A 13592-nucleotide genomic window follows, 5' to 3' on the forward strand; every position below is an offset into this window, starting at 1 on the left:
AACTAGACCATGACCAATCCATTGATTATTAAGCTGGGCGGTGTGCTGTTAGACAGCGAAGAAGCGCTGGCCCGTTTGTTTGAAGCGCTGCTGAAATATCGCAGCGCCCATCAGCGTCCGCTGCTCATTGTCCACGGCGGCGGTTGCCTGGTCGATGAACTGATGAAAAAGCTGGCGCTGCCAGTCATGAAGAAAAATGGCCTGCGCGTCACCCCACCCGATCAGATCGACATCATTACTGGTGCACTGGCGGGAACCGCAAACAAAACGCTGCTGGCCTGGGCAAAAAAATCGGGCATCAACGCGGTCGGCCTCTGCCTGGGTGATGCGGGCATTGTGAATGTCGCTCCGTTTGATGAAGAACTTGGCCATGTTGGCCACGCAACGCCGGGTAATCCGGCCTTGCTGAACACGCTGCTGGCGGCGGGTTACATGCCGGTGGTGAGCTCAATTGGTATTACTGACAGCGGCGACCTGATGAACGTCAACGCTGACCAGGCGGCAACCGCGCTGGCCTCGACGCTGGGTGCCGATCTGGTTCTGTTGTCCGACGTCAGTGGTATTCTCGACGGCAAAGGTCAGCGCATCGAAGAGATGACCGCCGACAAAGCTGAGCAGCTGATTTCCCAGGGCATTATTACCGATGGCATGATTGTTAAAGTCCACGCGGCACTTGATGCGGCGCGTACACTGGGTCGCCCGGTCGATATTGCCAGCTGGCGTCACGCTGAGCGGCTGACTGATCTTTTTAACGGCGTGTCGATTGGCACCCGGATTCTCGCTTAACGACTCTGATTCAAGGATTACGAAATGCAAACGCAAAACATCAAAAAAATCGTTCTGGCTTACTCCGGTGGTCTTGATACTTCGGCCATCATTCCATGGCTGAAAGAGAACTACGGCGGCTGTGAAGTGGTCGCATTTGTAGCGGATATTGGTCAGGAGCGCGGCGATCTGGAAGGTGTTGAGAAGAAAGCCCTGCAGTCTGGCGCCTCTGAATGTCACGTGGTTGACCTGCGTGAAGAGTTCATCAGCGACTACGTTTATCCGGTACTGCAGACCGGCGCGTTGTATGAAGGGACCTATCTGCTGGGCACCTCTATGGCGCGTCCTATCATCGCAAAAGCGCAGGTTGAGCTGGCACTGAAAGTAGGCGCGGATGCGCTGTGTCATGGTGCAACCGGTAAAGGCAATGACCAGGTGCGTTTCGAAACCACCTACACCGCGCTGGCACCACAGCTGAAAGTCGTGGCACCGTGGCGTGAATGGAACCTGCGTTCACGTGAAGCACTGCTGGACTATCTGAAAGAGCGCAACATTCCGACCACCGCTTCGCTGGAAAAAATCTACAGCCGTGACGAAAACGCCTGGCATATCTCCACCGAAGGCGGCGTGCTGGAAAGCCCGGCCAATGCACCAAATAAAGATTGCTGGGTCTGGACTGTCGATCCGCTGGAAGCGCCTGACCAGCCTGAAGACGTGACTGTAACCGTTGAGAAAGGCCGTGTTGTGGCGGTTAACGGCGAAAAACTGAGTCCGTTCCAGTGTCTGGAAAAACTGAACGTGCTGGGCGCAAAACATGGCGTCGGCCGTATCGATATCGTTGAAAACCGTCTGGTAGGCATTAAATCCCGCGGCTGCTACGAAACCCCTGGCGGCACCATCATGGTGAATGCGCTGCGTGCGGTTGAGCAGCTGGTCCTGGATCGCGATAGCTTCAAATGGCGTGAGCAGCTGGGCCACGAGATGTCTTACGTCGTTTATGATGGTCGCTGGTTCGCTCCGCTGCGTAAGTCGATTCAGGCTGCTGCCGAATCGCTGGCGGAAGAAGTTAACGGTGAAGTGGTGCTGCAGCTCTACAAAGGCCAGGCGACAGCCACTCAGAAGCGTTCTGCGAACAGCCTCTACTCGGAAGAGTTCGCTACCTTCGGTGAAGATGAAGTTTACGATCACCGTCACGCGGGCGGCTTTATCCGTCTGTTCTCGCTCTCTTCGCGTATCCGCGCCCTGAACGAGCAGAAGAAGTAATTTTTCAGGCGGGGTGCGCCTCGCCTCACAGTTTTGATTCAGGGGCGGCATTTATGCCGCCTCTTGTTTAACGATTCAGAGGAGTTTTCACATGGCACTTTGGGGTGGACGGTTTACTCAGGCAGCGGATCAACGTTTTAAACAGTTCAATGACTCGCTGCGCTTCGATTACCGCCTGGCAGAGCAGGACATCATTGGCTCTGTTGCCTGGTCCAAAGCGCTGGTGACGGTCAATGTGCTGACTCAGGATGAGCAGCAGCAACTTGAAGCGGCCCTGAATTCGCTATTGAATGAAGTGCGTGAAAATCCTGAACAGATTCTGCAGAGCGATGCCGAAGATATTCACAGCTGGGTTGAAGGTAAGCTGATCGACAAAGTCGGCTCGCTGGGCAAAAAGCTGCACACCGGCCGTAGCCGCAACGATCAGGTCGCGACCGATCTGAAACTGTGGTGCAAGGTACAGATCGAAGCCCTGCTGGGCGCCACACGTGAGCTGCAGCAGGCGTTAGTGGTTACCGCTGAAGCCAATCAGGATGCAGTGATGCCAGGCTACACCCACTTGCAGCGTGCGCAGCCGGTGACGTTTGCGCACTGGTGTCTGGCCTACGTTGAAATGCTGGCGCGTGACGAGAGCCGTCTGCAGGATACCCTGAAGCGTCTTGATGTCAGCCCGCTGGGCTGTGGCGCACTGGCCGGTACCGCTTACGAGATTGATCGTCAGCAGCTGGCAGGCTGGCTGGGCTTCGCTTCCGCCACACGTAACAGTCTGGATACCGTATCAGACCGCGATCACGTGCTGGAACTGCTCTCTGACGCGGCCATTGGCATGGTGCATCTGTCGCGCTTTGCGGAAGATATGATTTTCTTCAACACCGGAGAAGCAGGCTTTATTGAGCTGTCAGATAAAGTGACCTCAGGCTCATCACTGATGCCGCAGAAGAAAAATCCGGATGCGCTGGAGCTGATTCGCGGCAAATGTGGTCGTGTGCAGGGTGCACTGACCGGCATGATGATGACGCTAAAAGGTCTGCCGCTGGCCTACAACAAAGATATGCAGGAAGACAAAGAAGGGCTGTTTGACGCGCTGGATACCTGGCTCGACTGTCTGCATATGTCAGTGCTGGTGCTGGATGGCCTGCAGGTTAAACGTCCGCGTTGCCAGGAAGCCGCTGAACAGGGCTACGCAAACTCTACTGAGCTGGCCGACTATCTGGTCGCCAAAGGCGTGCCGTTCCGTGAAGCACACCATATCGTTGGCGAAGTTGTCGTGGCGGCTATCGGGCAGGGCGTAGCACTTGAAGCGCTGTCGCTGGCACAACTTCAGCAGTTCAGCGCGGTGATTGGCGAGGATGTCTATCCGATTCTGGCGCTGCAATCGTGTCTGGATAAGCGTAATGCGCAGGGCGGTGTTTCTCCGCAGCAGGTTGCCCGCGCTATCGGTGACGCTAAACAGCGTCTGGCGTGATCAGCAGGTAAAAAAAAGCGGGCACATTAAAATGCCCGCCAACCTCTAGCTTCAGAACTACTATTTTTTATAGGCACATCATCAAAGCGCCCGCTCTCCCGGCCGACGCTCAGACTCTCTTACGCTGACAGCAAGTATTGACGCAGATCTTCACTGCCGCCAGCATGACGACCGCCCATGAAGACCTGCAGTACCGTCGCCAGGCCTGAAACGGCTCCTGAACTGACGGTTGTCGAATCCTGTCCCATCACAATTTTCGTACTCAATGACATGCTCACTCAGCCTCTGTATGGCCTGCGCACAGAAGCCGCAGCTGGCTTTATAGAGATGAAGACAGACTCCTGAGCTTTTTGTTGCGCGCATTATTCCCAACCACCCTTGATAGGGCCAATCGTTCATTGCTATTCTATCTATCGCCACGGGCTATCGTGGTTTGGAGGGTAATAATGAATATTCGTGATCTTGAATATCTGGTTTCGCTTGCTGAACACCGTCATTTCCGCCGTGCGGCGGATGCATGTCATGTCAGTCAGCCCACGTTAAGCGGGCAGATCCGTAAGCTGGAAGATGAGCTGGGTGTGATGCTGCTGGAGCGCACCAGCCGTAAAGTGCTGTTCACGCAGGCAGGTTTACTGCTGGTGGATCAGGCGCGTACGGTGCTGCGTGAAGTGAAAGTGCTGAAAGAGATGGCCAGTCAGCAAGGGGAAGCGATGTCAGGTCCGCTGCATATCGGCCTCATCCCGACCACCGCGCCGTATTTACTGCCACAGATTATCCCGACGCTGCACCAGACCTTCCCGAAACTGGAGATGTATCTGCACGAAGCGCAGACGCAACAGCTGCTGTCACAGCTCGACAGTGGCAAGCTCGACTGTGCGATTGTTGCACTGGTCAAAGAGAGTCAGGCCTTTATCGAAGTGCCGCTGTTTGATGAGCCAATGAAGCTGGCTGTCTATGCCGATCATCCGTGGTGCGATCGCGATCGTGTGCCAATGTCCGATCTGGCCGGCGAGAAATTGCTGATGCTGGAAGATGGACACTGTCTGCGTGACCAGGCGATGGGATTCTGCTTTGAGGCGGGTGCCGATGAAGATACCCATTTCCGGGCGACCAGTCTTGAGACACTGCGCAATATGGTGGCGGCAGGCAGTGGCATTACGCTGTTACCGGCGCTGGCAGTTCCACCAGAGCGTATTCGCGACGGTGTCTGCTATCTCACCTGCTACAAACCGGTGCCACAGCGCACGATCGCGCTGGTATATCGTCCGGGTTCACCTCTGCGCAGCCGTTATGAACAGCTGGCAGAGGCAATTAAAACCCACATGGCACACTATTTCGACGCTGCGTTAAAACAGGCGGTTTAAGCCGTTTAACGCCGCAACGCGATAGGCTTCGGCCATCGTCGGATAGTTAAAGGTGGTATTCACGAAGTACTCAATCGTGTTGCCACCATTTTTTTGCTCCATGATCGCCTGACCGATGTGAATGATCTCAGCGGCACGCTCGCCAAAGCAGTGGATCCCCAGAATCTCTTTGGTTTCCCGATGGAACAGAATCTTCAGACTGCCAACGTTCATGCCCACAATCTGCGCGCGTGCCAGATGTTTAAACTGCGCGCGGCCCACTTCGTAAGGCACCTTCATTGCCGTCAGCTGCTGCTCGGTTTTACCCACGGAGCTGATTTCCGGAATGGTGTAGATACCGGTTGGGATATCTTCAATCAGGTGTGCTGACGCTTCCCCTTTGATAATCGCCTGTGCGGCAATACGGCCCTGATCGTAGGCGGCTGAGGCCAGGCTTGGATAGCCAATCACGTCACCGACGGCATAAATGTGCGGCTGCGCTGTCTGATACATGCTGTTCACTTTCAGCAGGCCACGCCCATCGGCTTCCAGACCGACGTTTTCCAGCGAAAGGGAATCGGTGTTACCGGTACGGCCGTTGGCGTACAGCAGGCAATCCGCTTTCACTTTCTTGCCCGACTTCAGATGCATGATGACGCCATCTTCCACGCCTTCGATCTTCTCAAACTCTTCATTGTGACGAATCACTACGCCGCTATTCCAGAAGTGGTATGAGAGAGAATCCGACATCTCCTGATCGAGAAACGCCAGCAGGCGATCGCGGGTATTAATCAGGTCAACTTTGACGTTGAGACCACGGAAAATCGATGCATATTCACAGCCGATGACGCCAGCGCCGTAAATAATGACGTGACCCGGTTCGTGGTGCAGATTAAGGATAGAGTCGGAGTCGTAGACGCGGGGATGCGTAAAGTCGACATTATCAGGATGGTAAGGCCGTGAACCACAGGCGATAACAAACTTCTCTGCCGTCAGCGTCTCACGCGTGCCATCAGGTTGTTCAATCTCAATCGTATTGGCATCAACAAAATGGGCATCGCCCTGATAAAGCTCACAGCGGTTACGCTCGTAGAAGCCCTGGCGCATGGCTGTCTGCTGGCTGATCACGCTTTCAGTGTGATTAAGAATGTCGGCGAAAGAGGAGCGAAGCAGTCGGGTATGATCGCTGTAGAGCGGGTTTTGGTTGAATTCGATAATGCGACTGACGGCGTGGCGAAGGGCTTTGGAAGGGATGGTTCCCCAGTGTGTACAGCCGCCGCCGATGTTGTGGTAGCGTTCGACCACGGCGATGCGCGCTCCCTGTTTTACCAGCCCCATCGCCGCCCCTTCACCGCCGGGCCCTGAGCCAATCACAATGGCATCGTAATCGTAAGACTTTTGCATACCGATACGTCCTATTATTTATACATTTTTACAACGAGATTCTAACATCTCGTCGCGCACTTCTGAATTCTATCAGCGATTTTCATCACATTTTGACAAAGTGTGAGGTTCACAGGCAGTGACAAAGAATGCCAATCTGTACGCTGAAAATTTTGCTATAGTGCCCGCTCAACACCGCTAAAGGCAGAGAGAATGGGCGTCAGAGCGCAACAAAAAGAACGTACACGACGTACACTGATTGAAGCAGCGTTCAGTCAGCTCAGCGCCGAACGCAGTTTTGCCAGTTTGAGTTTGCGGGAAGTTGCCCGTGAAGCGGGGATTGCCCCCACCTCCTTTTATCGTCATTTCAAGGATGTTGATGAGCTTGGCCTGACGATGGTGGACGAAAGTGGGCTGATGCTGCGACAGCTGATGCGTCAGGCACGACAGCGTATCGCCAAAGGCGGCAGCATCATTAAAACGTCGGTGTCGACCTTTATGGAGTTCATCGGCAACAACCCCAACGCTTTCCGCCTGTTACTGCGTGAACGTTCCGGCACCTCTGCTGCTTTCCGTGCCGCCGTGGCGCGTGAAATTCAGCACTTTATCGCTGAACTGGCTGACTATCTTGAGGTCGAAAATCGCATGCCGCGCAGTTTTACCGAAGCGCAGGCTGAAGCGATGGTGACCATTGTCTTCAGCGCCGGTGCAGAAGCACTGGACGTTGATGCTGAGCAGCGACGTAAGCTTGAGGATCGGCTGGTGTTACAGTTGCGGATGATCGCCAAAGGCGCTTATTACTGGTACCGCCGTGAGCAGGAACGACTGGCGGTCACCCTGGAAAAACCCGAAGAGCAATGAGTAAGGATCAGTTCATGACCCACCCAGGTACCCGCGATAAAAGCACTCTGGCACTGGCTTTTATTACCGGCTTAGCGATTAACGGTTCGTTTTCTGTGCTGTTCAGCGCCTTTGTTCCCTTTTCGATTTTTCCGCTGATTGCGCTGGGTCTGGCGGCCTGGTGTCTGCATCAGCGGTATCTCAACACCAACATGCCTGACGGCATGCCAGGCCTGGCGGCGGCGTTTTTCCTGCTGGGGATTCTGGTTTATAGCGCGCTGGTGCGGGCAGAATACCCGGACATTGGCTCTAATTTCGTTCCCACCGTTCTGATGGTCGCGCTGGTGTTCTGGATTGCGACGCGGTTTAAGCGCAAGCGTAATCAGTAGGGATATCGGCAGGGAAAAAAAACGGGAACCTGAGGGTTCCCGTTTTTGTTTACGCTTTACGCGTCAGCAGCACACCGCATTCCATGTGGTGGGTGTAGGGGAACTGATCAAACAGCGCCAGCCGCGTCACGTCGTGCGTTTCTGACAACGTTTGCAGATTGTCGCTCAGGGTTTGTGGGTTGCAGGAGATATAAAGGATGCGCGGATACGCCTGCACCATTTTCACCGTCTCTTCATCCAGGCCGCTACGTGGCGGATCGACAAAAATCGTCTCGCATTCGTAGCTGGTCAGATCAATCCCTTCCAGACGATTAAAGCTGCGCACGCCATTCATCGCCTGAGTAAACTCCTCCGCCGCCATGCGAATGATCTGCACGTTATCAATCTGGTTCACGGCAATGTTGTATTGCGCCGACGCAACAGAAGGCTTGGCGATTTCCGTTGCCAGAACGCGGCGGAAATTGCGCGCCAGCGCCAGCGAGAAGTTGCCGTTACCGCAGTACAGTTCCAGCAGGTCACCCTGTGAATCCTGCGTCACATCCAGCGCCCACTCCAGCATCTGAATATTCATTGCCGCGTTAGGCTGGGTAAAACTGTTCTCGACCTGACGATAGATAATCTCGCGACCTGCAACCGGCAGACACTCATCCACATAGTCGCGATCCAGACAGATTTTGGTTTTGGTCGCACGGCCAATTAACTGCACATCCAGACCTTCCGCACGCAGTTGATCACGCAGCGCGGCGGCGGCCTGCTGCCACTCATCATCCAGCTTGCGATGATAGAGCAGTGAAATCACAATCTGATTGCTCATGGTTGACAGATAGTCGATCTGGAACAGCTTGTGACGCAGGGTGCGGTTATCACGGATCGCGGCGATCATCTTTGGCATCAGCTGATTGATCAGCTGGCTGGCTGCCGGGAACTGATCGACCCGGATCCGCTCGCGCGTCTGCTGATCAAAGATGATGTGATAGATATCATCACCGTCGTGCCACAGGCGGAATTCGGCGCGCATCCGATAGTGGCTGACCGGCGAACGGAACACCTCCACGTCGGGCGCAGCAAACGGCGTCATCATCGTCTCTAAACGACTGACTTTTTCCGCCAGCTGTGCGTCATAGTCTTCAATGGGGAGATGTTCGGGTGTCATGAGTAATCCTGATTAATAGCTTACCAGCGGGCGATTGTAGGCATTCACTTGCTGATGTCCAGTCCCACAGCGATAAGATATTTAGCAGTCTGGACTTCCGTATCTCCACTCCGTAGACTGCAGACGCCGGCCTCAAGCCCGAGTTAATAGGGAATCCAGTGTGAATCTGGAGCTGACGCGCAGCGGTAAGGAATGTCGTGATGAGTGCAATTGCAGACACTGTCCTCCGGGATGGGAAGTCATCATCATTTATGGTTCCCAGCCCGAAGACCTGCCGGTGTAACGTCGCTACTCGTACAATCATCGCGTTCTATTGATTGTCGGCCTGCGGCATCCTGCTTCGTCTTATGGATGCGATTAAAATGACAAAAAAAACTGCATCGCTGTTCGCTCTGAGCGCAACGGCGATTTCTCTCTGGGCGCAAAACGGTTTTGCGCAGGGGAATGATGATACGCAAATCGTTACTGCCAACCGTTTTGCCGAACCTGTTTCCGGGGTGCTGGCGCCGACAACCGTCGTCACGCGTGATGAGATTGATCGCTGGCAGGCCAAAAGTCTGACAGATGTGATGCGCCGTCTGCCGGGTGTCGATGTCGCGCAAAGCGGCGGGCTAGGGCAGCAGAGTTCGCTGTTTATTCGGGGTACTGAGTCCAGACATGTGCTGATCCTGATTGATGGTATCCGGCTTAATCAGGCGGGTATTACCGGTTCGTCCGACCTCAGCCAGATCCCCCTGTCGCTGGTGCAACGCATCGAATATATTCGCGGCGCACGTTCCGCGGTTTACGGTTCTGATGCCATTGGCGGCGTGGTGAATATTATTACGGGCCGTTCGCAACCGGGCACGACGCTGACGGCGGGCATGGGATCCAACGGCTATCAATCGTATGACGGCTCAACCCAGCAGATGCTGGGCGACGCGACAAAGCTTACCCTGGCAGGCAACTATACCTACACCAAAGGGTATGACGTGGTGGCGGGCTATCCCAATGACTATGGCCCGGCGCAGCACGATCGCGACGGCTTCATGAGCAAAACCCTGTATGGCAACCTTGAGCATCAGTTCAGCGATGAACTCAGTGGTTTTGTGCGCAGCTATGGCTTTGATAACCGCACTGCCTATGACGGGTCTTACACGTATGATGACAGCTTCACGAATATCATCGGCCTGGCGGATACCCGTCAGCTCTACAGCCAGACCTGGGACACCGGTTTACGCTTCAACCGCGACGTCTACTCCACCCAGCTTATTGCCAGTTATGGCCATACCAAAGACATTAACTACGATCCGCGCAATGGCCGCTACGGCGCTGCATCCACCTTTGATGATGTCACCCAGTACAATCTGCAGTGGGGCAATACCGTGCAGGTGGGGCAGGGCGCCGTCAGTGCGGGTGTTGACTGGCAGAAAGAGACAACGGAACCGGGCACGAACTATTTATCAGATGGCTATGAACAGCGTAATACCGGCCTCTACGTGACCGGGCAGCAACAGTTTGGCAGCGTCACTCTTGAGGGTGCGGTACGTGGTGACGATAACAATCAGTTCGGCTGGCATAACACCTGGCAGACGGCGGCGTCATGGGAGTTTATTTCCGGGTACCGCGCGTTCGCTTCGTATGGTACTGCTTTCAAAGCGCCTAATCTGTCGCAGGTATACAGCCCATTTTATGGCAACCGCGACCTCGATCCTGAAAAAAGTAAGCAGTGGGAAGGCGGCTTTGAGGGGCTGACCGGGCCGGTGAACTGGCGCGTGTCGGGCTATCGCAATGACATTGATGACCTGATTGAAGGCGATCCGCAGACCTTCCGCTACTACAACATTGAGAAGGCACGTATTAAAGGTGTTGAAGCCACCGCTGGATTCGATACCGGGCCGCTGACGCATCAGCTCTCATATGATTATGTCGATGCGCGGGATGGCAACACCGATCAACCGCTCGTTCGCCGGGCTAAGCAGCAGGTCAAGTATCAGCTTGACTGGACACTGCATGAGTTTGACTGGTCCGTGACTTATCACTATCTGGGCGACCGTTATGATACCGACTTCAACAGCACGCCCAGCCGTCGTGTGAAATTAGGCGGTGTCAGCCTGTGGGATCTCGCCGTCTCATATCCTGTCACTTCACAACTCACGGTTCGTGGTAGAATTGCCAACCTGTTCGATAAAGATTACGAGACAGTGTATGGCTATCAGACTCCAGGACGAGAGTATTACCTCAGCGGCAGCTACAACTTCTGATTTGCGTCCCACCGTGCTGGTGTTTGATTCCGGCGTCGGTGGGCTTTCTGTCTATGATGAGGTCCGTCAGCTGTTGCCGGATCTTCATTATCTCTACGCCTTCGATAACGCTGGATTCCCTTACGGCGAGAAAAGCGAAACCTTCATCGTGGAACGGGTGGTCGCTATCGTTGAGGCCATTACACAGCGTTATCCTCTCTCATTAGTCATCATCGCCTGCAATACAGCCAGCACGGTTTCATTGCCTGCTTTACGTGAACGCTTTGCGTTTCCTGTCGTGGGTGTGGTTCCGGCGATTAAACCTGCCGCGCGCCTGACGCGAAATGGTGTGGTCGGGTTGCTGGCGACGCGGGCTACAGTACGCCGTCCTTATACTCACGAGCTGGTGGCGCAATTCGCCGGGTCCTGCAACATCGAAATGCTGGGATCGGCGGAGCTGGTGGAACTGGCAGAAGCTAAGCTACACGGTGCTGAGGTTGCACTGGATGAGGTGCGCCGTATTGTTCAGCCGTGGCAGCGGATGGCTGAACCACCGGACACGGTTGTTTTAGGCTGTACGCACTTCCCTTTACTGCGCGAAGAGCTGCAGCAGGTGTTACCTGAAGGGACGCGTCTGATTGATTCCGGTGCGGCAATTGCCCGACGAACAGCCTGGCTACTGGAACATGAAGCGCCTGAAGTAAATTCTTCGCAACAGAACGTCGCATTCTGCACGGAGCTGGATGGTGAAGCGGTACAATTATCACCCGTTTTACAGCGTTATGGCTTCCCGTTGCTTGAAAAACTGGCGTTTTAGCGGCTTTTCGCTGAAAAAAGAAGCACTCGAAATTTTATTTGAAATTAGCACTTGTCAGCCTCCGAGAACTCCCTATAATGCGCCTCCACTGACACGGCACAACGGCTTACGAAGCGCCGGGTTGAGTAGGTTCGAAATCATACGAACCAGTGAGTTAAGCGAAAATAAATGCTTGACTGACAATGCGGAAAGCGTAATATACGCAGCCCGCGCCGCAGTAAATCGCGGCATGCTCTTTAACAATTTATCAGACAATCTGTGTGGGCACTCGCAGGATTGATATCAGCGTCTTAGGACGCAAAAAAATATCAAAGCCTCACGAGTGAACACATAATGAAATTCATTATGACGTTTTACAGATGAGCACCGCTTAACTTGTTTAAGCAAATCAAACTTAAATTGAAGAGTTTGATCATGGCTCAGATTGAACGCTGGCGGCAGGCCTAACACATGCAAGTCGGACGGTAGCACAGAGGAGCTTGCTCCTTGGGTGACGAGTGGCGGACGGGTGAGTAATGTCTGGGGATCTGCCCGATAGAGGGGGATAACCACTGGAAACGGTGGCTAATACCGCATAATGTCGCAAGACCAAAGAGGGGGACCTTCGGGCCTCTCACTATCGGATGAACCCAGATGGGATTAGCTAGTAGGCGGGGTAATGGCCCACCTAGGCGACGATCCCTAGCTGGTCTGAGAGGATGACCAGCCACACTGGAACTGAGACACGGTCCAGACTCCTACGGGAGGCAGCAGTGGGGAATATTGCACAATGGGCGCAAGCCTGATGCAGCCATGCCGCGTGTATGAAGAAGGCCTTCGGGTTGTAAAGTACTTTCAGCGGGGAGGAAGGCGATGTGGTTAATAACCGCATCGATTGACGTTACCCGCAGAAGAAGCACCGGCTAACTCCGTGCCAGCAGCCGCGGTAATACGGAGGGTGCAAGCGTTAATCGGAATTACTGGGCGTAAAGCGCACGCAGGCGGTCTGTTAAGTCAGATGTGAAATCCCCGGGCTTAACCTGGGAACTGCATTTGAAACTGGCAGGCTTGAGTCTTGTAGAGGGGGTAGAATTCCGGGTGTAGCGGTGAAATGCGTAGAGATCTGGAGGAATACCGGTGGCGAAGGCGGCCCCCTGGACAAAGACTGACGCTCAGGTGCGAAAGCGTGGGGAGCAAACAGGATTAGATACCCTGGTAGTCCACGCCGTAAACGATGTCGACTTGGAGGTTGTTCCCTTGAGGAGTGGCTTCCGGAGCTAACGCGTTAAGTCGACCGCCTGGGGAGTACGGCCGCAAGGTTAAAACTCAAATGAATTGACGGGGGCCCGCACAAGCGGTGGAGCATGTGGTTTAATTCGATGCAACGCGAAGAACCTTACCTACTCTTGACATCCAGAGAACTTAGCAGAGATGCTTTGGTGCCTTCGGGAACTCTGAGACAGGTGCTGCATGGCTGTCGTCAGCTCGTGTTGTGAAATGTTGGGTTAAGTCCCGCAACGAGCGCAACCCTTATCCTTTGTTGCCAGCGCGTGATGGCGGGAACTCAAAGGAGACTGCCGGTGATAAACCGGAGGAAGGTGGGGATGACGTCAAGTCATCATGGCCCTTACGAGTAGGGCTACACACGTGCTACAATGGCGCATACAAAGAGAAGCGACCTCGCGAGAGCAAGCGGACCTCACAAAGTGCGTCGTAGTCCGGATCGGAGTCTGCAACTCGACTCCGTGAAGTCGGAATCGCTAGTAATCGTGGATCAGAATGCCACGGTGAATACGTTCCCGGGCCTTGTACACACCGCCCGTCACACCATGGGAGTGGGTTGCAAAAGAAGTAGGTAGCTTAACCTTCGGGAGGGCGCTTACCACTTTGTGATTCATGACTGGGGTGAAGTCGTAACAAGGTAACCGTAGGGGAACCTGCGGTTGGATCACCTCCTTACCTGAAGATACCTT

At 54.4% G+C, this 13592-nt stretch carries 11 protein-coding genes, 1 rRNA gene and 1 riboswitch; of the genes, 9 read left to right on the forward strand and 3 right to left on the reverse strand.

Going from position 1 to position 13592, the window contains the following annotated elements:
- Positions 1-9: 9 nt before the first annotated feature.
- From argB to argH, 3 genes are all read left to right on the forward strand, one after another.
- Positions 10-786: an acetylglutamate kinase gene (gene argB / locus EE896_RS00910; RefSeq protein ID WP_140916492.1), complete on the forward strand. Its 777-nt coding sequence runs from the start codon at positions 10-12 to the stop codon at positions 784-786.
- Positions 787-810: 24 nt separating this feature from the next.
- Positions 811-2028 (forward strand): argininosuccinate synthase, encoded by a 1218-nt coding sequence (locus EE896_RS00915; protein WP_003851209.1) that lies wholly within the window; start codon positions 811-813, stop codon positions 2026-2028.
- A 91-nt stretch (positions 2029-2119) separates the two neighbouring features.
- Complete coding sequence (gene argH / locus EE896_RS00920; protein WP_003851207.1) at positions 2120-3493, forward strand: argininosuccinate lyase; 1374 nt, start codon at positions 2120-2122, stop codon at positions 3491-3493.
- Positions 3494-3612: 119 nt separating this feature from the next.
- On the opposite strand, the gene EE896_RS00925 is transcribed toward argH, so the two are convergent.
- On the reverse strand, positions 3613-3759 hold the full coding sequence (locus tag EE896_RS00925; RefSeq protein ID WP_153574532.1) for a thioredoxin domain-containing protein: 147 nt from the start codon (positions 3757-3759) through the stop codon (positions 3613-3615).
- Positions 3760-3939: 180 nt separating this feature from the next.
- On the opposite strand from EE896_RS00925, the gene oxyR reads away from it, so the two are divergent.
- Positions 3940-4857 (forward strand): DNA-binding transcriptional regulator OxyR, encoded by a 918-nt coding sequence (gene oxyR, locus EE896_RS00930; RefSeq protein WP_003851204.1) that lies wholly within the window; start codon positions 3940-3942, stop codon positions 4855-4857.
- Here the strand turns inward: oxyR and sthA are convergent.
- Positions 4840-6240, reverse strand: a complete 1401-nt coding sequence (gene sthA, locus EE896_RS00935; RefSeq protein ID WP_003851201.1) for a Si-specific NAD(P)(+) transhydrogenase — start codon at positions 6238-6240, stop codon at positions 4840-4842. The two genes, oxyR and sthA, sit on opposite strands and share 18 nt — an antisense overlap.
- Before the next feature lie 192 nt (positions 6241-6432).
- Between sthA and fabR the strand changes: the two genes are divergently transcribed.
- Complete coding sequence (gene fabR / locus EE896_RS00940; protein WP_003851200.1) at positions 6433-7080, forward strand: HTH-type transcriptional repressor FabR; 648 nt, start codon at positions 6433-6435, stop codon at positions 7078-7080.
- Positions 7081-7094: 14 nt separating this feature from the next.
- Entirely contained in the window at positions 7095-7448 is a 354-nt protein-coding gene (locus EE896_RS00945) for a YijD family membrane protein (RefSeq protein WP_003851197.1), read from the forward strand.
- Between the two features lie 49 nt (positions 7449-7497).
- On the opposite strand, the gene trmA is transcribed toward EE896_RS00945, so the two are convergent.
- Entirely contained in the window at positions 7498-8601 is a 1104-nt protein-coding gene (trmA, locus tag EE896_RS00950; RefSeq protein WP_008926930.1) for a tRNA (uridine(54)-C5)-methyltransferase TrmA, read from the reverse strand.
- Between the two features lie 110 nt (positions 8602-8711).
- Positions 8712-8894, forward strand: a riboswitch (cobalamin riboswitch).
- Positions 8895-8963: 69 nt separating this feature from the next.
- Between trmA and btuB the strand changes: the two genes are divergently transcribed.
- The 3 genes from btuB (at position 8964) to EE896_RS00965 (ending at position 13578) form a co-directional block, all read left to right on the forward strand.
- A complete protein-coding gene (btuB, locus tag EE896_RS00955) occupies positions 8964-10844 on the forward strand; it encodes a TonB-dependent vitamin B12 receptor BtuB (RefSeq protein ID WP_140916491.1) in 1881 nt (626 codons plus the stop codon).
- Complete coding sequence (murI, locus tag EE896_RS00960) at positions 10789-11640, forward strand: glutamate racemase (RefSeq protein ID WP_140916490.1); 852 nt, start codon at positions 10789-10791, stop codon at positions 11638-11640. The genes btuB and murI overlap by 56 nt, the downstream gene beginning before the upstream one ends.
- Before the next feature lie 396 nt (positions 11641-12036).
- Positions 12037-13578 (forward strand): 16S ribosomal RNA (locus EE896_RS00965).
- Positions 13579-13592: the final 14 nt, after the last annotated feature.

This window comes from Pantoea eucalypti (genome assembly GCF_009646115.1).
GTDB classification, from domain to species: Bacteria; Pseudomonadota; Gammaproteobacteria; order Enterobacterales; family Enterobacteriaceae; genus Pantoea; species Pantoea eucalypti.

What these genes read in the sequence shown, in the direction of transcription:
- argB (WP_140916492.1), top strand. Translation starts at nt 10, where the DNA reads ATGACCAATCCATTGATTATTAAGCTGGGCGGTGTGCTGTTAGACAGC.
- EE896_RS00915 (WP_003851209.1), top strand. Translation starts at nt 811, where the DNA reads ATGCAAACGCAAAACATCAAAAAAATCGTTCTGGCTTACTCCGGTGGT.
- argH (WP_003851207.1), top strand. Translation starts at nt 2,120, where the DNA reads ATGGCACTTTGGGGTGGACGGTTTACTCAGGCAGCGGATCAACGTTTT.
- oxyR (WP_003851204.1), top strand. Translation starts at nt 3,940, where the DNA reads ATGAATATTCGTGATCTTGAATATCTGGTTTCGCTTGCTGAACACCGT.
- sthA (WP_003851201.1), bottom strand. Translation starts at nt 6,240, where the DNA reads ATGCAAAAGTCTTACGATTACGATGCCATTGTGATTGGCTCAGGGCCC.
- fabR (WP_003851200.1), top strand. Translation starts at nt 6,433, where the DNA reads ATGGGCGTCAGAGCGCAACAAAAAGAACGTACACGACGTACACTGATT.
- EE896_RS00945 (WP_003851197.1), top strand. Translation starts at nt 7,095, where the DNA reads ATGACCCACCCAGGTACCCGCGATAAAAGCACTCTGGCACTGGCTTTT.
- trmA (WP_008926930.1), bottom strand. Translation starts at nt 8,601, where the DNA reads ATGACACCCGAACATCTCCCCATTGAAGACTATGACGCACAGCTGGCG.
- btuB (WP_140916491.1), top strand. Translation starts at nt 8,964, where the DNA reads ATGACAAAAAAAACTGCATCGCTGTTCGCTCTGAGCGCAACGGCGATT.
- murI (WP_140916490.1), top strand. Translation starts at nt 10,789, where the DNA reads ATGGCTATCAGACTCCAGGACGAGAGTATTACCTCAGCGGCAGCTACA.